Source organism: Chryseobacterium ginsenosidimutans (assembly GCF_024807225.1).
In the GTDB taxonomy this organism is placed as follows: Bacteria; Bacteroidota; Bacteroidia; order Flavobacteriales; family Weeksellaceae; genus Chryseobacterium; species Chryseobacterium ginsenosidimutans.
On sequence record NZ_JANUCO010000001.1, the window covers coordinates 451,993 to 469,341 of the forward strand.

20 protein-coding genes and 1 pseudogene are annotated in these 17,349 nt (G+C 35.3%); 3 read left to right on the plus strand and 18 right to left on the minus strand.

The features are described 5' to 3' along the window. Positions 1-6: 6 nt before the first annotated feature. From J3D55_RS02205 to mraZ, 11 genes and pseudogenes are all read right to left on the minus strand, one after another. The gene (locus J3D55_RS02205) at positions 7-483 is read right to left on the minus strand and encodes a hypothetical protein (protein WP_259127655.1); all 477 of its coding nucleotides are present in this window, start codon (positions 481-483) and stop codon (positions 7-9) included. 1 nt (position 484) lies between these two features. Then, positions 485-1,625 (minus strand): annotated as a pseudogene (gene murG, locus J3D55_RS02210) (undecaprenyldiphospho-muramoylpentapeptide beta-N-acetylglucosaminyltransferase). Between the two features lie 10 nt (positions 1,626-1,635). Next, a complete protein-coding gene (locus J3D55_RS02215) occupies positions 1,636-1,878 on the minus strand; it encodes a hypothetical protein (RefSeq protein ID WP_259127657.1) in 243 nt (80 codons plus the stop codon). Positions 1,879-1,890: 12 nt separating this feature from the next. After that, entirely contained in the window at positions 1,891-3,129 is a 1,239-nt protein-coding gene (locus J3D55_RS02220) for an FtsW/RodA/SpoVE family cell cycle protein (protein ID WP_259127658.1), read from the minus strand. Positions 3,130-3,140: 11 nt separating this feature from the next. Continuing rightward, a complete protein-coding gene (murD, locus tag J3D55_RS02225; RefSeq protein ID WP_259127659.1) occupies positions 3,141-4,481 on the minus strand; it encodes a UDP-N-acetylmuramoyl-L-alanine--D-glutamate ligase in 1,341 nt (446 codons plus the stop codon). Between the two features lie 63 nt (positions 4,482-4,544). Next, on the minus strand, positions 4,545-5,786 hold the full coding sequence (gene mraY / locus J3D55_RS02230; protein ID WP_259127660.1) for a phospho-N-acetylmuramoyl-pentapeptide-transferase: 1,242 nt from the start codon (positions 5,784-5,786) through the stop codon (positions 4,545-4,547). 27 nt (positions 5,787-5,813) lie between these two features. Beyond that, positions 5,814-7,274 (minus strand): UDP-N-acetylmuramoyl-L-alanyl-D-glutamate--2,6-diaminopimelate ligase, encoded by a 1,461-nt coding sequence (locus J3D55_RS02235; RefSeq protein WP_259127661.1) that lies wholly within the window; start codon positions 7,272-7,274, stop codon positions 5,814-5,816. Positions 7,275-7,293: 19 nt separating this feature from the next. Then, positions 7,294-9,285, minus strand: coding sequence for a penicillin-binding transpeptidase domain-containing protein (locus tag J3D55_RS02240; protein ID WP_259127662.1), 1,992 nt, complete (start codon positions 9,283-9,285; stop codon positions 7,294-7,296). Beyond that, the gene (locus tag J3D55_RS02245) at positions 9,269-9,637 is read right to left on the minus strand and encodes an FtsL-like putative cell division protein (protein WP_259127663.1); all 369 of its coding nucleotides are present in this window, start codon (positions 9,635-9,637) and stop codon (positions 9,269-9,271) included. The genes J3D55_RS02240 and J3D55_RS02245 overlap by 17 nt, the downstream gene beginning before the upstream one ends. Before the next feature lie 70 nt (positions 9,638-9,707). Then, positions 9,708-10,601, minus strand: coding sequence for a 16S rRNA (cytosine(1402)-N(4))-methyltransferase RsmH (rsmH, locus tag J3D55_RS02250; protein ID WP_259127664.1), 894 nt, complete (start codon positions 10,599-10,601; stop codon positions 9,708-9,710). A gap of 45 nt (positions 10,602-10,646) precedes the next feature. Beyond that, positions 10,647-11,105: a division/cell wall cluster transcriptional repressor MraZ gene (gene mraZ, locus J3D55_RS02255; RefSeq protein ID WP_259127666.1), complete on the minus strand. Its 459-nt coding sequence runs from the start codon at positions 11,103-11,105 to the stop codon at positions 10,647-10,649. Positions 11,106-11,377: 272 nt separating this feature from the next. Here mraZ and J3D55_RS02260 point away from each other — a divergent pair, with 272 nt between their 5' ends. The 3 genes from J3D55_RS02260 to J3D55_RS02270 all read left to right on the plus strand — a co-directional run bounded on the left by J3D55_RS02260 (position 11,378) and on the right by J3D55_RS02270 (position 13,273). Further along, positions 11,378-12,139 (plus strand): alpha/beta fold hydrolase, encoded by a 762-nt coding sequence (locus J3D55_RS02260; RefSeq protein WP_259127668.1) that lies wholly within the window; start codon positions 11,378-11,380, stop codon positions 12,137-12,139. 68 nt (positions 12,140-12,207) lie between these two features. After that, complete coding sequence (yihA, locus tag J3D55_RS02265; RefSeq protein ID WP_259127670.1) at positions 12,208-12,831, plus strand: ribosome biogenesis GTP-binding protein YihA/YsxC; 624 nt, start codon at positions 12,208-12,210, stop codon at positions 12,829-12,831. Next, positions 12,824-13,273, plus strand: coding sequence for a GNAT family N-acetyltransferase (locus J3D55_RS02270; RefSeq protein ID WP_259127671.1), 450 nt, complete (start codon positions 12,824-12,826; stop codon positions 13,271-13,273). The genes yihA and J3D55_RS02270 overlap by 8 nt, the downstream gene beginning before the upstream one ends. 58 nt (positions 13,274-13,331) lie before the next feature. Here the strand turns inward: J3D55_RS02270 and J3D55_RS02275 are convergent, their stop codons facing one another. From J3D55_RS02275 to J3D55_RS02305, 7 genes are read right to left on the minus strand one after another with little or no spacing between them, the layout of a single operon-like run. Further along, on the minus strand, positions 13,332-14,222 hold the full coding sequence (locus J3D55_RS02275) for a hypothetical protein (protein ID WP_259127673.1): 891 nt from the start codon (positions 14,220-14,222) through the stop codon (positions 13,332-13,334). Positions 14,223-14,230: 8 nt separating this feature from the next. Continuing rightward, positions 14,231-15,562 (minus strand): beta-carotene 15,15'-monooxygenase, encoded by a 1,332-nt coding sequence (locus tag J3D55_RS02280; RefSeq protein ID WP_259127674.1) that lies wholly within the window; start codon positions 15,560-15,562, stop codon positions 14,231-14,233. A 6-nt stretch (positions 15,563-15,568) separates the two neighbouring features. Then, a complete protein-coding gene (locus J3D55_RS02285) occupies positions 15,569-15,976 on the minus strand; it encodes a hypothetical protein (protein ID WP_259127676.1) in 408 nt (135 codons plus the stop codon). Between the two features lie 5 nt (positions 15,977-15,981). After that, entirely contained in the window at positions 15,982-16,344 is a 363-nt protein-coding gene (locus J3D55_RS02290) for a DUF6804 family protein (RefSeq protein WP_259127678.1), read from the minus strand. A 29-nt stretch (positions 16,345-16,373) separates the two neighbouring features. Continuing rightward, entirely contained in the window at positions 16,374-16,685 is a 312-nt protein-coding gene (locus tag J3D55_RS02295) for a hypothetical protein (protein WP_259127679.1), read from the minus strand. Between the two features lie 30 nt (positions 16,686-16,715). Next, entirely contained in the window at positions 16,716-17,132 is a 417-nt protein-coding gene (locus J3D55_RS02300; protein WP_310466716.1) for a DUF6232 family protein, read from the minus strand. Beyond that, the gene (locus J3D55_RS02305; RefSeq protein WP_259127682.1) at positions 17,117-17,323 is read right to left on the minus strand and encodes a hypothetical protein; all 207 of its coding nucleotides are present in this window, start codon (positions 17,321-17,323) and stop codon (positions 17,117-17,119) included. The genes J3D55_RS02300 and J3D55_RS02305 overlap by 16 nt, the downstream gene beginning before the upstream one ends. Between the last annotated feature and the right edge of the window lie 26 nt (positions 17,324-17,349).

Below are 17,349 nucleotides of genomic sequence, written 5' to 3' on the forward strand. Positions count from 1 at the left end.
TTTTATTTAATTATAACTGATAATTTTATCTTTATCTAAACCATAAGCATCGCCTTGGTACAAAAAGAATTCGGCTACTGCATCTTCCAGTGTTTCATTCGTATAACCTCCGTGAACCCAGAAGTAATACCTGAATGCCAATGAATTCTGACTTTCCTGATAACCAACTCTAATCATGCCTACATTATTGATTTGATTAACTAAGCTGTCGATTTTAGCCTTACTCGTCCCCGTTACGATAGAAATGTTTACGTTGAAAAGAATATATTTCTTATCTGCATCCAAATCCATGTACAGAAGAGATTTGTGACTGTTGGTAAGCTTTACAAACGTATCTGTCTGCTCGGCAATATCATATCCTTTGCTCTTTAAAAAAGTAGCAATCGATGGCATTTTAATGTCTGCAGGCTTCACTAAAGTCTGCGCAATGAATAGATTTGCAAAAAAACAAATCAGAAACGCAGTGATTAATTTTGTTTTCATATTATTCAAGGTTTAGTTTTTTTATAATCTCGTCTACAATCTCTTTTGCGGCGTTTGGCTTGGCAAAATATTGCTGGTTTTCAGACATTTCTTTTCTTACGCTTTCATTTTCACAGATTTCTGATAATGTATTCCAGAATTTCTCCTGCATTTCAGAATCTTTTACCATTCTTGCGGCATTTTTTTCAACCAAATTCATCGCATTTTTGGTTTGATGATCTTCCGCTGCAAAAGGAAACGGAACCAATAAAACCGGTTTTTGCGCCACCGCCAACTCAGAAATAGCAATTGCACCCGCTCTTGAAACAATTACATCTGCTGCAGAATAAGCGGTTTCCATGTCTTTGATGAATTCCTTGATTTGTATCTGGTTGTTGGTTGTTGGTTGTTGGTTGTTTGAATTTCCATCAACTGATAACTGACAACTATCAACAATCTCTTTATAATCCAGTTTTCCCGTTTGCCAGATTAATTGATAGCCTTTTTCTTTTAGCTTATCTAAATTTTCTTTCCAGCCGTTATTTAATGTTCTTGAACCTAAAGAAACCACCGACAGAAAGAATCGTCAGTTTATCTTTATCCAAGCCCATTTTTTCTTTTGCCTGAGCTGTTTCCTGCATTCCCGAAATAATCGTTGAACGAATCGGATTACCCAAGAATTTTATTTTTTCAGCCGGAAAACCTTCCACTTTTGGATAAGCTGTAAATACGGCTTGAGCTTTTTTACTTAAAATTTTATTCGTTACGCCTGCATGTGCATTTTGCTCCTGAATAAAAATCGGAATTCCCAATTTGCTGGCTTCATATAAAGCCGGGCCGCTTGCAAAACCTCCTGTTCCCACTGCGAAATCCGGAGAAAAAGCTTTAATAATTCTTTTAGATTTAGATAAACTTTTCAAAATTTTGAAAGGCAGACCTAAATTTGACAGCATATTTCCTCTGTCGATTCCCGCGATATCAATTCCTTCGATGTTGTAGCCAGCTTGCGGAACTTTTTCCATTTCCATCTTTCCGTTGGCTCCGATGAACAAAAACTCTGCATTAGGAAATCTTTTCTTGATCTCATCTGCAATAGCGATAGCCGGGAAGATGTGACCTCCTGTTCCGCCGCCTGATAATAGTATTTTTAGTTTTTTGTTCATTTTATCAATATTATGCTGTTGGTAGATTCTCAATTAAGTCGATAAAGTCAACAGATACTTCGATCTCGATTTTATCTTCAATTAGTTTTATTGAGATTTCTCCAACGTTATAAATAGAATCATTAAGTTCAATAATTTCGGAAAACTCCAACTTATAAGATTTCAAAAAATTGATAATTTGTTCATCGGTATCATAAACCGATAAATCCTCTGTGCTTTTCTTATCAATAAATCTTATTAATCTTGTTTCCATTTTATTTTGTTTTTAAGCAATATCATTTATCTCAGCAATACTTTGTTTTTTGCCCATTCCTTCTTCATCATATATTTGTATTCTTGAGCTGATGTTCAAGATAATTCCTAATTGCAAATACGTTACCAACATTGATGTTCCCCCGTAGCTTATCAATGGCAGCGGTTGCCCTGTAACAGGGATTAAATTGATTGCAACTGCTATATTTACAGCAAGTTGTATAAAGATCATCACCCCGAGACTGAGAACGAGCAAAGACCCGAAAAAAGCGGGCATCTTACTGGCTATCATTACGATACGGATAATCATAATTAAATACAAACAGATCAGAAATGCCGCTCCGATTGCGCCATATTCTTCAACAATTACTGCAAAAATAAAATCGGATGCAGACTGCGGAAGCATTTGTTTTAAAGCGCTTTTCCCGGGTCCCATTCCTGTAATTCCACCATGAACGATGGCAGCTTTCGCCTGCATGACCTGATAATTTTTTGCTTTAATGCTTTCATCATCCACGTCGGAAGTTTTTGCCTTGCTTGAAGTAAACGTTTCAATACGGCTCATCCAGGTGTGAACACGGTTTCCGCCGATCATGTTGGTATTTAAAGCAATCAATAAAAACAAAACAATGGCAATAAATGATGAGGAAATGAATCCTGCAATGTATTTCCAGTGCAATTGCCCTATAACCAAAACAACTACAGAAACCATTAAAATCATTAATGCTGTAGAACCGTTATCTTTTGCAACCAGTACGAAAACCAATAAAATAGGACCGAAAATGTACATAATGTTCTCAATCGGAAGCCTTTCTCTGGTTATTTTCTTGGTTAAATATCTGCACAAATAAATAATCAACATTAAAAAAGCAAACGAAGACGGCTGGAATGAAATCGGCGTTCCCGGAATTTTCAACCATCTTGAAGCACTCGCTCCATCGATTGTCTGTCCCGTAAACATGGTGACAACCAATAAGATAATCATTAAACCGAGCAAAATGCTGCTGAGTTTCCCGATGTATTCGTATTTCACCATTCCGACCACTCGCATGATCCCTAAACCTAAGACAACGAAGAACATATGCTTGATAACGTGACCTGTTGTAGTCCCGTTATTTACGATATATTCCAGATTCGAACTTGCAGAATATACAGGGAAAATAGAGAAAATGGAGATCACAAGGATGACCATCCAAAGCACTTTATCGCCCTTTAGAAATTCAAATCTGTTTTCTGTGTCTTGTTCGTTCATAATTAATGCTTTTAGCTGTGGCTATTAGCTTTTAAAACCTGCTCTTTAAACTGATTTCCTCTGTCTTCATAGCTTTTAAATAAATCAAAACTCGCACAACAAGGAGAAAGTAAAACTGTATCTCCTTTTTTGGCTAAAGATTTTGAGATCTCTACTGCTTTTTCCATGCTTGAGGTATCATAAATAAACTCTTTTTTATCTTTAAAGAAGTTGATAATCTTGTCATTATCAATCCCTAAGCAGATAATTGCTTTTACTTTTCTTTTAACTAAATCCTCAATTTCGGTATAGTCGTTTCCTTTATCTAAACCACCAACAATCCAAACGGTCGGTGTTTTCATGCTTTCCAACGCGTAATAGGTTGCATTTACGTTGGTTGCTTTACTGTCGTTGATGTATTTTACCCCTTCAATTTCAGTTACAAATTCCAGCCTGTGTTCAACTGCCTGAAAGGTCATTAATGAATTTCTGATGCTTTCATTATTGATTTCCAATATTTTACCTGCTATTGAAGCCGCCAAACTATTCGCAACGTTATGATTTCCAATCAATGATAATTCTTCAACTTTCATTGAGAATTCATCCTGCAGTTTTACTACAATTTTATCGTCGTTAATAAAACCTCCTTCAGACAGTTTTTCTTTTGTTGAAAAAGGAATCATTTTCGCTTTTATCTCTAATTTTTCAAGAAGATTTTTGCTCATTTCGTCATCTTTATTGTAGATGAAAAAATTGTCATTCTCCTGATTTTCAGTGATTCTGAATTTTGCTAATGCATATTCTTCATAGTTGTAATTGTACTGATCCAGATGATCCTGCGACAAATTCAACAATAAAGAAATATAAGGTCTAAAGTTTTGAATATCATCCAGTTGGAAAGAACTTACCTCCAAAACATAATATTCATGGTTTTCATCGGCAACTTGTTTTGCAAAACTGTAACCGATGTTTCCGCCCAAACCTACATTCAATCCGTCATTTTTCAGGATGTAATAGATTAAAGACGTGGTCGTTGTTTTTCCGTTGCTTCCTGTAATCGCAATGATTTTAGCATTGGTAAACTCCGAAGCGAACTCAATTTCAGAAGAAAGTCTGATTCCTTTCTCATGAATTTGTTGAATGATTCCTGCTTTTTTCGGAATTCCCGGGCTTTTTACGATCCAGTCTGCATTTAAAATTCTTTCTTCGTCGTGGCTTCCCTCTTCAAATTCAATTTCATTTTCGGTAAGAAACTGCTTATAGTTATCCTTAATGGCTCCTTTGTCTGAAAGAAAAACTTCCATACCCTGTTTTTTAGCCAAATATGCAGCTCCACAACCGCTTTCTCCTCCTCCTAAAACAACTATTTTCATATTTTTTTGATTTAATGATTGAAGAATTTTAATTATTCAGATTCTTCAATTTTTAAATTATTCTTATCTCATTTTTAATGTGATCAGACATACAATTGCCAACATAACACCGATGATTATCATTCTGTTAACGATCTTACTTTCGTGAAAACCTACTTTCTGATAATGATGATGTAAAGGTGACATCTTAAATAATCTATTGTTTTGGGCATATTCCAGCCCGAATTTTCTTTTTCTGTATTTGAAAACAACAACCTGAAGCATGACAGAGATGTTTTCAATTAAGAAGATTCCGCATAACACAGGAATCATTAATTCTTTTCTTAAAATAATCGCCAACACAGCAATTACACCGCCCAACATCAAACTTCCTGTATCGCCCATGAAAACCTGTGCAGGATACGTGTTGTACCAGAAAAATCCGATGACAGCTCCTACCATGGCGACGACAAAAATGGTGGTTTCCCCCATATTCGGGAGGAACATGATATTGAGATAATCGGCGAAAATGATGTTCCCGGAAACATACGTGAAGAATGCTAAAGCAAGCAGTATCACGGTACTTGTTCCGGCGGCGAGACCATCAATTCCGTCGGTAATATTGGCTCCGTTTGAAACCGCTGTCACGATGAAAATAACAATCGGGATGAAAACAATCCATGCCCATTCGTGAGCGTCTTTATCATTCATCCAGAATAGCATTCCGCTGTAGTCGAACTCATTATTTTTAGCAAAAGGAACGGTAGAAACAGCGATTTTTTCTGTAGGCATAAAATTTTGCTCTACATTATTTCTGTTGACCACTTTTGCATCTGCATATTTTCTTTTAACCGTAATGTCGGGATGGAAATACATTGTAACTCCGACAATTAGTCCTAATCCGACCTGTCCTACAATCTTAAGTTTCCCGCTTAATCCGTCTTTATTTTTCTTAACCTTTTTTAAATAATCGTCTATAAAACCAATAGCTCCCATCCAAACGACAGTAACAATCAAAAGAACAATATAAACATTGGTAATTCTTGTAAATAACAAAACAGGAACGAGCGTGGCTAAAATTATGATAAAACCTCCCATTGTAGGTGTTCCTTCTTTCTGCTTCTGTCCGTCTAATCCAAGATCACGCACCAATTCTCCCATCTGTTTTGCTCTCAGATAATTAATGATTCTTTTCCCATACACAAGAGCGATGGTTAAAGACAGCAAAACCGCCATTCCTGCACGGAAAGAAATGTATTTCAACAATCCTAATCCCGGAACGTGGATTCCCATGCTGGTAAGATATTCGTATAGATAGTATAACATGTTTCTTTTTTAAATCGTTAAATCAAACTATTTACTCATTAACTTCCAAAGCTCATTAATTACTTCTTTGTCATCAAAATGATGTTTCACACCATTAATCTCCTGATAGTTTTCGTGCCCTTTTCCGGCTACGAGAACGATATCTTTCGGTTCTGAAAACTTGATCGCCATTTTTATGGCTTCTCTTCTGTCGGGAATTGAAGTGTATTTGCTGAAATATTGAGGTTCAACACCTGCTTCAATTTCTTTTATAATTGCTGTCGGATCTTCTGTTCTCGGATTATCTGAAGTGATGATCGCCAACGTTGATTTTTTGCTGGCAATATTCCCCATTTCAGGTCTTTTTGAGTGGTCTCTGTCACCTCCGCAACCAAAAACAGTAATCAACCTTTCGTTTTTTGTTCTGATATCATTAATGCTGTCTAGGATGTTTTCCAACGCATCCGGAGTGTGTGCATAATCTACGATGAAGAAAATTCCGCCATCTGATTTGAAGGTTTCAAATCTTCCGGAAACTCTTTTTAATTTACTGATCGCCTGAAGAATTTCGTCTTGCTCAAAACCAAGTTCAGAAGCGATTCCGAAGACCAATAATAAATTGTAGACATTGAATTTTCCTGTTAATGTTGTCCAGAATTCTTTTCCGTTAAAATTCAACAGCATTCCGTTGAAATCAACTTCCAATGATTTTCCGTGAAAATCTGCCATCGTTTTCAAAGCATAAGACTTTTTCGTTGCCTTTGTGTTTTGAAGCATGACATTTCCGTTTTTATCATCAACATTCGTGATGGCAACGGCTGTATCTTCTAATTGATCAAAAAATCTTTTCTTCGTTTTTAAATATTCATCAAAAGTTTTATGATAATCTAAGTGATCGTGTGTAAGGTTGGTAAAACCTGCAATTTTAAAGTGAAGTCCTTCAATTCTGTTTTGAGAAATCCCGTGAGAACTTACTTCCATAAAAGCAAAATCACAACCTTCTTCAACCGCCTGAGCTAAAATTTTATTAATTGTAATAACATCCGGAGTCGTGTGAGTTGCCGGAATTATTTTATCTCCAATTCTGATTTCAACCGTTGAAAGCAAAGCCGAATCGTAACCTAAATTTTTAAAAACATCAAAAAGCAATGTAGAAACAGACGTTTTTCCGTTTGTTCCCGTAACTCCGATTAATTTTAATTTTTCAGAAGGGTTGCCGTAGAAATTGGAAGCCAATTGACCCAAAGTTTTAGAAGAATCTTTTACTTTAACATAGGTAACATTTTCATCTAAATTCTCAGGAAATTCTTCACAAACGATTGCGATTGCGCCTTTTTCAATAGAAGATGCAATAAATGAATGTCCATCCACAACAGTTCCTCTCATTGCGATGTACAAAGAGTTTTCCGTAACCTTTCTGCTGTCGAAAACCAATTCTGAAACCTCACGAGTTTCGTCACCGTGAATTTCTAATACTGGAATTCTTTTTAATAATTCAATTAATTGCATTTTTTTGATGCTTTATATTTTAATTCTGCAGAGACAAATAAATTCTCTGATTTTTACTGATTGTAGTGCCTTCCAGCGGGAATTGTTCTGTGATTCTTCCAACTCCTTTGAAATCGACACGATAGCCTAAATTTTCCAATTGCGGGATCACGTTTTTACCGATTAATCCAACCACGCTTGGCATTTGTTTATTATTAACTGCTACTTTCACATTGGGTTCAACCATTTTGTTTAGGTTTACCTTTCGGTCGACAAGCATTTCTTTTTCAACGTTTTGCGGGGTTTTCAGGAATGTTTTTCCTGCAATTTCCTTAAACACCGGTGCTGAAACGGTTGCTCCGTAAAACCCTTTTGCCGTATTGGGCTCACTGATCATCACGTAACACGTATATTTCGGATTATCAGCCGGATAAAAACCTGCAAAAGATGCACGGTATTTCATCGGACCAGGCAACCAATATTCAAATCTTGCGGTTCCTGTTTTTCCTGCCATTTTTAAATTCGGCGTGAAAATACTTTTCCCTGTTCCTTTTTCAACGGCTTTTGTTAAAGCACTCGTCATCATTTTGATGGCCTTTTCGGAAGCCATTTTATCAACCATTACTTCGGGTTTTGCAGTGTACATTACCTTTCCGTCTTTCATTATTTTATCGATGAATAAAGGCTTCAGCATTTTACCACCATTCGCAACTCCGTTGTAGAAAGTTGTTAATTGTAACAAATTGATATTCGTTGAATATCCGTATGCAATGGATGCTAATGTTGCGGCGTTCCATCTTTTGTTTTCGGGAGTTACAATTCTTGGTTTTGTGATTCCCGGAAGTTCGAGATCCATTTTGTCGAATAGTTTCCAACGTCTTAAATGATCAAGGAAAATTTGTGGCTTCTCTGCGTAATATTTTGTAATTAATTTCGCTGATCCCACGTTGCTCGATTTTGCCAAAACATCACTGATGTCGTAAATTCCGCCACCGTGCCCGTCTGAAATTCTCTGTTTTGAATAGACCCAAACTCCGTTTCCTACATCTACCGTAGTATTTTCATCGATAAAACCGTCGTCCATCGCTGCTAACAAAGAAATTGTTTTGAAAGTAGAACCAGGTTCGATATTATCTTTTAAAGCATAATTGTATGAATCGACATAATTTCCGTCGTCATCTCTTCTTAAATTAACCAAAGCGCGAACTTTTCCCGTTGCAACTTCCATAACAACTACAGTTCCGTGTTTTGCTTCGAAATTGATAAGTTGTTTTTGAAGAGCCGAATGTGCAATATCCTGAATTCTAAGGTCTAACGTTGTGTAAACATCTTCACCATCAGTTGGTTCCTGAACTTTCCAGAAATCGATTGGCTTCCATTGAGAAGAATTAATTCTTTGTTCTAATCTTTTTCCGTCGGTTCCTTTTAAATATTTTGAAAAAGCACCTTCCAATCCTGCTTTATGCTCGCCATCATCCATTCCGATGGTTCCGGCTCCGATTTCTGAAGTTGCCAATTCTCTTTTGTAGTTTCTGTCTACAATGAAACCGCCTTTATTTTTACCTCTTCTAAAGATCGGGAATTGTCTGATTCTGTCGTATTGATCAAAATCCAATCCTCTCGCCAAAGTGTAGTATTGGTTTTTTTTACTTCTTTGTTCGTCAAACTTTTTTCTGAATTCACTTCTCGGTTTTCCGAACATTTTGCTTAAAGAATCTGTTAAAGCACCAATGTTGTTGGTGTAAATGGTATCCTTCATTGTTTTAAAATCAAGAAAGATATCATAACGCATCACCGTTGTTGCCAAAATAGAACCGTCTGAAGCAAATAAATTTCCACGGGCGGCTTTAAGAGTTGCTGTACGATAATTTTTGTTAATATAATCGTCTTTGATCTCCTGAACATTGGTGTTTTGAAGAATCACAATTCTCGCCAGGAACAGTACAAATACGCACAAAGCCACCACTGCGAAGAGGTAGCCCCACCTTAACGTATTCTTACGTTTGTTGTCGTATTCACTTGGCTTTTGCATCTGTATTGTCCAGTTTTATTAGCAATTTATGAGGATGATTTTCCAAGGTCATTAAAGAGTCCTTGGCAACTTCTTTCCCCAATTCTGATTCCATTTTTACTTTGATAAGCTTACTTTGGGCGTAAGCGTTTCTCGATTTGTATTCTTCTGTTTGTTCTTTTAAAGCATTAACAATTTTAATTTTCTTATTGACGAGATGATTGCTGTAAATCATCGCCATCATTAGGATAAACAACAATAAAAAATACTTGTAATGTACTTTTATCTCATCACGGTTCAGGAAATTTCCTTTTATAATATCTATAAAAGTTAATCTCTTCTGAGGGCGATTTGTTGTTGTTCTTTTTGCCACCTTATTTATTAGTAATAGATAATTAGTAATGTGTAATATTTAAAATTACTTATTACCCATTGCTCATTATTTATATTTTTATTCCTGTTCTCATTTTAGCACTTCTGGCTCTGGAGTTTTCTTCGATTTCCTTATCGTCGGGAATAATCGCTTTGCTCTTTACCAATTCAAATGCTTTTTGATAATTTCCGTAAATGTCTCTTTGCGGTTCACCTTCAAACATTCCGTTTTTCAAAAATCTTTTTACCAATCTGTCTTCCAGAGAATGATAAGAAATTACGACCAATCTTCCTTCCGGTTTTAAAACATTGTAAGCCTGAACAAGCATTTCTTTTAAAACTTCGAGTTCCTGGTTTACTTCAATTCTTATCGCCTGAAAAAGCTGTGCATAAAACTTATTGATCTTATGCGGCGGAAGAAAATTGAATAATTTTTTCAGATCTTCCGTCGTATTGATGGCTTTAATTTTTCTGTGGTGAACAATATCTCTGGCTAATTTTCTCGATTCTCTGAGTTCACCGTAATAATAAAAAATATTTGCAAGCTGCTCTTCCTCATAATCATTGATGACTCTTTTGGCATCAAGACCCTGCATTACGTTCATTCTCATATCGAGAGGAGCGTTGCTTCTGGTAGAAAAACCTCTTTCTGCTTCGTCAAACTGATGAGAAGAAACTCCTAAATCTGCCAAAACGCCATCCACTTTCGGAACTCCGTACATCAACAAAGAGTTTTCCAGAAATCTGAAATTTTGATTAATTAATGTAAATCTTGAATCATCAATTGTATTTTTAAGAGCATCTAAGTCCTGATCGAAACCGAACAGTTTTCCTTTGTCGGAAAGTCTGCTCAATATTTCTTTTGAATGACCTCCGCCACCAAAAGTACAGTCTACATATGTTCCATCCGGATTCGTTACCAAATCATCAACACTTTGTTTCAGCAAAACGGGGTTATGATACATGTCTAAGTTGTGTTTTTTTACGCCTTTTTTTAATAATCAGCGTGGTTATTCTTCATCGAAGGCTCCCATTACATCTTCGGCAAGGCTCGCAAAATCAACTTCATTGGTAGAAATTACTTTCTCATAAGCTTCTTTATCCCAGATTTCGAATAATTCTCCTGCACTTGTAATCACAATATCTTTTTGAAGACTTGCGAAAACAGTGAGATCTTTTGAAATCTGTAATCTTCCTGCGTTATCCAGTTCTACAGTTTTTACTCCTGCCGTAAACATTCTAATGAAATCAGCATTCTTTTTAATGAATCTGTTTAGTTTATTAATTTTGCCCATCACTTTATCCCATGCATTCATAGGATAAACTTCCAGACAAGGTTGGAACACAGATCTTTTGACTACAAATGCCTTGTCTTCGAAGTCTTCCATCTGTTTGATAAGAGATGAAGGTACTTTTAAACGGCCTTTGTCGTCAATTTTACACTCATATGTTCCAATGAAACTTTTCATTTGGAGCAAATTTATATAATAATTTCCAAAATTTCCCACTTTTTCCCACTTTTTGACTCAATGTTAATAAGTTTTATTAAAGATTGAGATTTTGCTATGTAAGTATTTGATATTTCGCTGTTTGAAAAAGGTATTATTTGCGCCATAATAAAGAGATTTTCAAAAAAAAAGTTAAATAATAGGTTATTATATTATTTTTATTTTAAATTAGGGTAATCAAAATATTTTTGAGGTTTAATTTGTATTTTTGCAAGGCTTTATTAAGGCATCTTATGATATTTAGTACAAAAAAAGAAAAGAAATATACTTTTGTTGAGGCGGGAGAAGGACATCCATTGGTGCTGTTGCACGGTTTAATGGGTGGGTTGAGTAATTTCGATAAGATGGTAGATTTTTTTTCAGACCGAGGTTTCAAAGTATATGTTCCTCAGTTGCCGATCTACGATTTGCCGGTACTCAATACGAATCTTACCACGATCGCAAAATATATTGTCAAGTTTATAGAAAGTAATATTTCCGGACCTGTTACTATTGTAGGAAACTCAATGGGAGGTCACATCGGTCTTATTTTAACCTTGGCAAGACCCGATTTGGTTAAGAATCTTGTTCTTACGGGAAGTTCAGGTTTGTATGAAAGAACTTTCGGGGATAGTTTTCCGAGAAAGAACGACCGTTCCTACATAAGAAAGAAAACGGAAGAGGTTTTTTATGATCCGTCTGTGGCAACCGAAGATTTGGTAGATGAAGTTTTTGGCGTGGTGAATGACAGGATGAAAGGCATCAAAACCGTGATGTTGGCGAGAAGCGCAATTAAACACAATATGCTGAACGATCTCCCTAAAATTTTGACACCAACGTGTCTGATCTGGGGAAAACAGGATAATGTAACACCTCCTGAAGTTGCAGAAGACATGCACAAATTTATCCCGAATTCAGAGCTTTTCTGGATTGATAAATGCGGACATGCAGCGATGATGGAAAAACCAGACGAGTTCAACGAAATTCTCTACAGCTGGGTAAAAGATAAAGTTTAAAAATAAAATATAAATAAACCATTAGGAGCTTTCTTAATGGTTTATTTTTCTAAAAAAGAATCTAGAAAATGGTTATTAAAACAGCAACATTTGTAAAAAGCAGCGGAAAATGGCAGGAATGTCCCGAACCTGATATGGCAGAATATGCTTTTATCGGAAGATCTAATGTTGGAAAATCGTCGTTGATTAATGCAATGATGAATCATAAAGATTTGGCCAAAACTTCCGGAACTCCGGGGAAAACTCAACTTATTAATCATTTTTTAGTTAATGAAAGTTGGTATTTGACCGATTTGCCGGGTTACGGATATGCAAAGGTTTCGAAGTCGATCAGAAAAGATTTTGAAAAGCTGATCACCAATTATATTTTAAACAGAAAAAATTTAGTTAATCTTTTTGTGTTGGTAGACTCGAGACATACGCCGCAGCAAATTGACCTTGAATTTATCCAATGGTGTGGTGAAAGTGGAGTGCCGTTTTCAATTGTTTTCACAAAAGTTGACAAGCTGAAACCGAATATTGCGATTAAAAACGTAGAAAATTATAAAGCTGAGCTTCACAAAACTTGGGAAGACCTACCGGAAATCTATGTGACCTCAGCGGAAAAGAAAACTGGTGGAGACGAAATTCTGAATTTCATTCAGAAAACAAACGAGTTTTTAATCAATAATCACGTGAATTTCAATGAGTAATATTATTTGGAAAATCAAAACTTTCGAAGAATTTACTGTTCCTGAATTATATGCGGTTTTAAAAGCGAGAATCGATGTTTTTGTGATCGAACAAAACTGTCCTTATCCGGATCTAGATAATTATGATCAGAAAGCCATTCATATTTGGGCGGAAGAAAATGGAGATGTTTTGGCTTACTGTAGAGTTTTTGATAAAGGAATAAAGTACGATGAAACTTCATTAGGAAGAGTGTTAACAACAGAAAAAGCGAGAGGAAAAAGTCTCGGAAAACTGTTGATAAAATACGCTGTTGAAACCATCGAAAACCGTTTCCACACTTCTGAAATCAGAATTTCTGCACAGGATTATCTATTGAAATTCTATTCAGATTTTGGATTTGTAGATACAGGAAAAAAATATTTGGAAGACGACATTCCGCACACGGAGATGTTTAGAAAATAAAGAAAAGCGAGGAAATTATTCTTCGCTTTTTTTGATAAGTAAAATATATAGAGTGTTTTTATTTTCCGGAAATAGCTTTTAAAATAATAGGTTCAAGATTCGATGGGAGATCAGCCGATTTTATCTGATAATTCTTGATTTTCATTTCTTTGAACCAGTTTTCCCAGTATTCTTTGATGACATCACCTTCGAACGGATTTCCTTTCACCGGATTGATGCCCAAAACAATAACTTCTAGGTTGTCTAAATCATCATTAGCTTTAATAAAACCTAGACCTTTATCCTGAATTTTTGCTTTAAAATCTGAAGTATTCAGTTTTAATGATTTTACTAATTCCGGAGTCAGATATGAAGTCATTTTGCCTTCAGAAAACTTGGAGTCTTTATGATAAATATAGCCGTCTGTTAAAATGAAAAGGATATTTCGATGATTATCTTTAACACAATAATCTTTCACTTTGTTTTTAAAGAATTCCCAAATGTCGGAACCAACATATTGCTTGTCTTTTATGGCAGACTGATAAATTTGCAATGGTAAAGACGAGTATTTTTTATCGACGAGATTAATATTGTCTTTTGTTGTGTTTCTATCAAAAGAGACTTTCAATTCTTTTGTCAGTTCATTCATTTTCGGATCGGAAGGTTCCGGATTGAAGAAAACCTGCATCTGATCATTCAACTGAATTACTCTTTTGGTTTTAATGTGGTCTAAAAACCCTTTGTCTATGGCTTTGATATATTCCACATCACGCTGGAAATATTCCATTGTCGGGTTCGGATTTTTTTCGGGATCAATTCTATCGGAAAGATCGATCAGAACACTTACATTTAAATTTTTAAGATGAGCAGTATTGCTGACAGAAGCCGAAACTCCCTGAACCTGTTCTTTAGGTTTTCCACACTGAATAAAAAGTGCGGAAGAGAGTAAGAAATACATTATTTTTTTCATAACAGTTTTTATAAAATTGACATGTAAACAGTGTTCTGGCTATCGGAGCTTGCTCCAACTTTCTTGAGATTGGCGTTGTATCTTTCCATACATTCTTCGACTAGTTTCTGAGAGTGAATTCTTTCATTAATATTCGTAATCCAGCCTTGCATGTATTCTGAAGCGTACAATTTGTAATCTTTTGTGGGGATAATAGTACCATCAATAATATTCTGAAGCTCCTCGATTCTGCCTTTTGCTTTAGCAATCATTTCTTTGATGCCTCCGATAGCTGTACGAACCTCTTCTTTGTGTTTCTCATGATCTCCGATTTTTTCCTGATAAACCAAGATGTCTTGCTGCCTTTTTGTTTGCTCGTGTTTGATCTTATCTTTTTCTTTATGCTCCTTCATAACAAAATCAAAAACAAGTCCCCAAATAATGTAAACAATAAACCCGGCGAAAATAATTCCCCAAAACTGATTTTTTGTAAAAGCTATTGAAAGATCGAAAGGAGAGGAGTTGAAGGTTTTGTTTAATTCATATAATTTAGATTCAATTTCGTAGGCTAAAATCGCATCAAAAACGAATGTTATTATGAAAAGTAAGGCGACTTTGGAATAATTGACGAAACTTTTGTTCTCACCAAACATATGGATCAAATATCCCAATCCTAAAAAGACAAACGGGATCAATGTCACAAAAGCACCTTCCAAAGGACCTTCGTCCCACGCTTTATTGAAAGCCTGTGCATCCAAAACATTCTGAATGATGTTTCCGGTAGTGTCAAAATTTTTGAAGAATGCCGAATAAGAAGTAGAAATGTAAAAAGTGAAAAGGTATAAACTGATCGGAATCAAAATAATTAATCCAATCCAAAACTTTGTAGAAGCTCCTTTTGTGGCTTTAACATTATAAGTTTCGGGATTTCTTGGAAGATCGTTAATCTCGAATTTTATCTTTTCAATTTTATCCTGAACAGCTTCAATATCTTCACCAATATTTTTTAATTGATCTTCTTTATTGTCAAGAGAAACAGTGAGTCCTTTGATCTCGGTTTCCTTGTTTTTCTGCTCGTTGAGGTAAGGTTCTTTTAATTTTTTCTGTTTTTCGACAAGTTCTTTTTCTTCATTTTGAAATTTAGAATAGATTGCATCCAGACAGATGGATAAGGCGGTGTGATTTCCGTTGTTTCGGGTACTGTCTCTGTAGCCGTTTTCATGGTAACTTCTCTTTCTGTTTTCTTCCGTGGATTCAGAATTGGTCTCCATCTGAAATGTGACGGTATCGTCTTTCGAATCATCGATTGGGACGGGCTTTAATCGGAATAGGTTTTTAATATTGGTTGTCATAGTATTCATGGTTAATTAGCTTTTTAGATCATTGAGAATATCAGTTTTTGTTTTTCCTTGCTTTACAGCTTCGATGAAATAATCTGAAATATCTTTCACGTTTTCCTCCATAAAGCCGAACATTGCGACATATTTTTTCAACGCCGAATATTCGTTTTCGGAAACAATTCCATCTGCCCAGATCATTACCGTGAGATCAAATAGATATTCTACTTTTTCTTCAATCGTTTCGGGAATTAATGATTTTGAATTGATGGGATTTAAAAGAATTTCATCCAGTTTTTTAGGTGGAATTCCTCTTTCTTCTGCTGATTTATAAAGCATTTTAAGCTCTAAAGGACTGAAATCGTCGTCGCAGATTGCCATTTGATATAATCTTAGAAAATGAGCTTTGAGATTTTCAGGTATTTGTATGGTTTCCATAGTTTTTATTTAATTATTCGGTCTCGGGTTTTGGGAATTTCCTGATGTTTCACGTCAATGATTTCAGGTTCTTTTACTTTCTTTTTCGGGAGTAAGGTGTAGAAATAATAGAGAAACAAAAGCCCGACAACAATATCAATCATGAGCCAAAGTGACTTTAAATAAAGGTAAATGGGAATAATCGGATTGAATATTACAAAGATGAGTAAGAATGCAATAAGCCAAAAACTTCTGGTTCTGAATTCATTAACAATAATGACCAATGCCATAAACGAAACTAAAACCCGGAGAAATGTGTAATATCCGTAAGGCAGCTCGAAAATGCCGATGAAACAGAGAAGTGCGGCGATTATGATAAGGTATTTCATGGTTATGTTTTTATCGGGCTTTTGAAAATTTAGTTACAACCAGAACAATAAGATCTGTCTACATATTCTTTGCTGCTTCCTGAGTAATAATAGCATCCGCCTCTCGGACCAAGCGTTAAAGCATGACCATTATAAGTACAGCCTTTACTTTGAGAATAAGATCTTGAACTTCTTGCTTTGTTCCTTTTGCTTTTTCTGCTTTTTTTAGCACCCGATTTCTTTTTCTTTCCTTTTTTTGCAAAAAATTCTGTTGTTGAAGACGTGTGGTCTGTAGATGCTGAATAAGTTGTCGGTAATAATAAGCCTAAACCTAGTAAGCTTGTAAGTAATAGTTTTTTCATGGTAATTTTAATTTTTTAATGTTGAGTTGATTATCCTCTGTGAATAATTGCATCGTTCAATGCAGATACAATTTTTTGAACGTAATCTTTGTTTTTTGACACAATGCTGTTTGCTTCTCCCGCATTAGTGCTAATTCTTACTGCAAATTCATTTTTAATGGATAACAGTATTAATATTCCTAAAATGATTAATATTAAACCAATCCAAAAAATATCTCCAGAAAAAAGAAATGGAATTCCAAAAAGAATCATTAAAATAGGAATGGCTCTGCTTTTTTTAATTTCAAAAATATGAACAGAGGAAATGTTTCTCATCGCATAGGTTTTCGATTGTGTTATATATCTAGATTGAGTAACGGTGACAGAAACTATCCTGATAGAATGTAGTTTCATGTTGAATTTGAGTTTCCATATTTTTGAGTTTAAAATTATTAGCTTGTATGACATTCTTTAGAACATGTTTTACAGCCATTTGATTTAGAATAATCCTTTTTTGCTTCTTCTACTGCATCTTTACAGGAAGAGAATTGACCAAGGTATTTTCTGTTTTCTGTAGATGGCAGATAAATGCAATCTTCTTGGTGTACTTCATGATCACAATTGCTTTGAGCTTTTTTGTTTACGTAATACTTTTTCATAGCATTTAATTTAAATTGTTTAACAC

Excerpts from the sequence above, each read along its gene's own strand:
- J3D55_RS02240 (WP_259127662.1), bottom strand. The coding sequence starts at position 9,285 with ATGCAAAAGCCAAGTGAATACGACAACAAACGTAAGAATACGTTAAGG.
- mraZ (WP_259127666.1), bottom strand. The coding sequence starts at position 11,105 with ATGAAAAGTTTCATTGGAACATATGAGTGTAAAATTGACGACAAAGGC.
- yihA (WP_259127670.1), top strand. The coding sequence starts at position 12,208 with ATGGTTATTAAAACAGCAACATTTGTAAAAAGCAGCGGAAAATGGCAG.
- J3D55_RS02285 (WP_259127676.1), bottom strand. The coding sequence starts at position 15,976 with ATGGAAACCATACAAATACCTGAAAATCTCAAAGCTCATTTTCTAAGA.
- J3D55_RS02305 (WP_259127682.1), bottom strand. The coding sequence starts at position 17,323 with ATGAAAAAGTATTACGTAAACAAAAAAGCTCAAAGCAATTGTGATCAT.
- J3D55_RS02220 (WP_259127658.1), bottom strand. The coding sequence starts at position 3,129 with ATGAACGAACAAGACACAGAAAACAGATTTGAATTTCTAAAGGGCGAT.
- J3D55_RS02290 (WP_259127678.1), bottom strand. The coding sequence starts at position 16,344 with ATGAAATACCTTATCATAATCGCCGCACTTCTCTGTTTCATCGGCATT.
- J3D55_RS02275 (WP_259127673.1), bottom strand. The coding sequence starts at position 14,222 with ATGAAAAAAATAATGTATTTCTTACTCTCTTCCGCACTTTTTATTCAG.
- J3D55_RS02270 (WP_259127671.1), top strand. The coding sequence starts at position 12,824 with ATGAGTAATATTATTTGGAAAATCAAAACTTTCGAAGAATTTACTGTT.
- J3D55_RS02295 (WP_259127679.1), bottom strand. The coding sequence starts at position 16,685 with ATGAAAAAACTATTACTTACAAGCTTACTAGGTTTAGGCTTATTATTA.
- J3D55_RS02205 (WP_259127655.1), bottom strand. The coding sequence starts at position 483 with ATGAAAACAAAATTAATCACTGCGTTTCTGATTTGTTTTTTTGCAAAT.
- J3D55_RS02215 (WP_259127657.1), bottom strand. The coding sequence starts at position 1,878 with ATGGAAACAAGATTAATAAGATTTATTGATAAGAAAAGCACAGAGGAT.
- murD (WP_259127659.1), bottom strand. The coding sequence starts at position 4,481 with ATGAAAATAGTTGTTTTAGGAGGAGGAGAAAGCGGTTGTGGAGCTGCA.
- J3D55_RS02280 (WP_259127674.1), bottom strand. The coding sequence starts at position 15,562 with ATGAATACTATGACAACCAATATTAAAAACCTATTCCGATTAAAGCCC.
- J3D55_RS02260 (WP_259127668.1), top strand. The coding sequence starts at position 11,378 with ATGATATTTAGTACAAAAAAAGAAAAGAAATATACTTTTGTTGAGGCG.
- mraY (WP_259127660.1), bottom strand. The coding sequence starts at position 5,786 with ATGTTATACTATCTATACGAATATCTTACCAGCATGGGAATCCACGTT.
- J3D55_RS02235 (WP_259127661.1), bottom strand. The coding sequence starts at position 7,274 with ATGCAATTAATTGAATTATTAAAAAGAATTCCAGTATTAGAAATTCAC.
- J3D55_RS02300 (WP_310466716.1), bottom strand. The coding sequence starts at position 17,132 with ATGTCATACAAGCTAATAATTTTAAACTCAAAAATATGGAAACTCAAA.
- rsmH (WP_259127664.1), bottom strand. The coding sequence starts at position 10,601 with ATGTATCATAACCCCGTTTTGCTGAAACAAAGTGTTGATGATTTGGTA.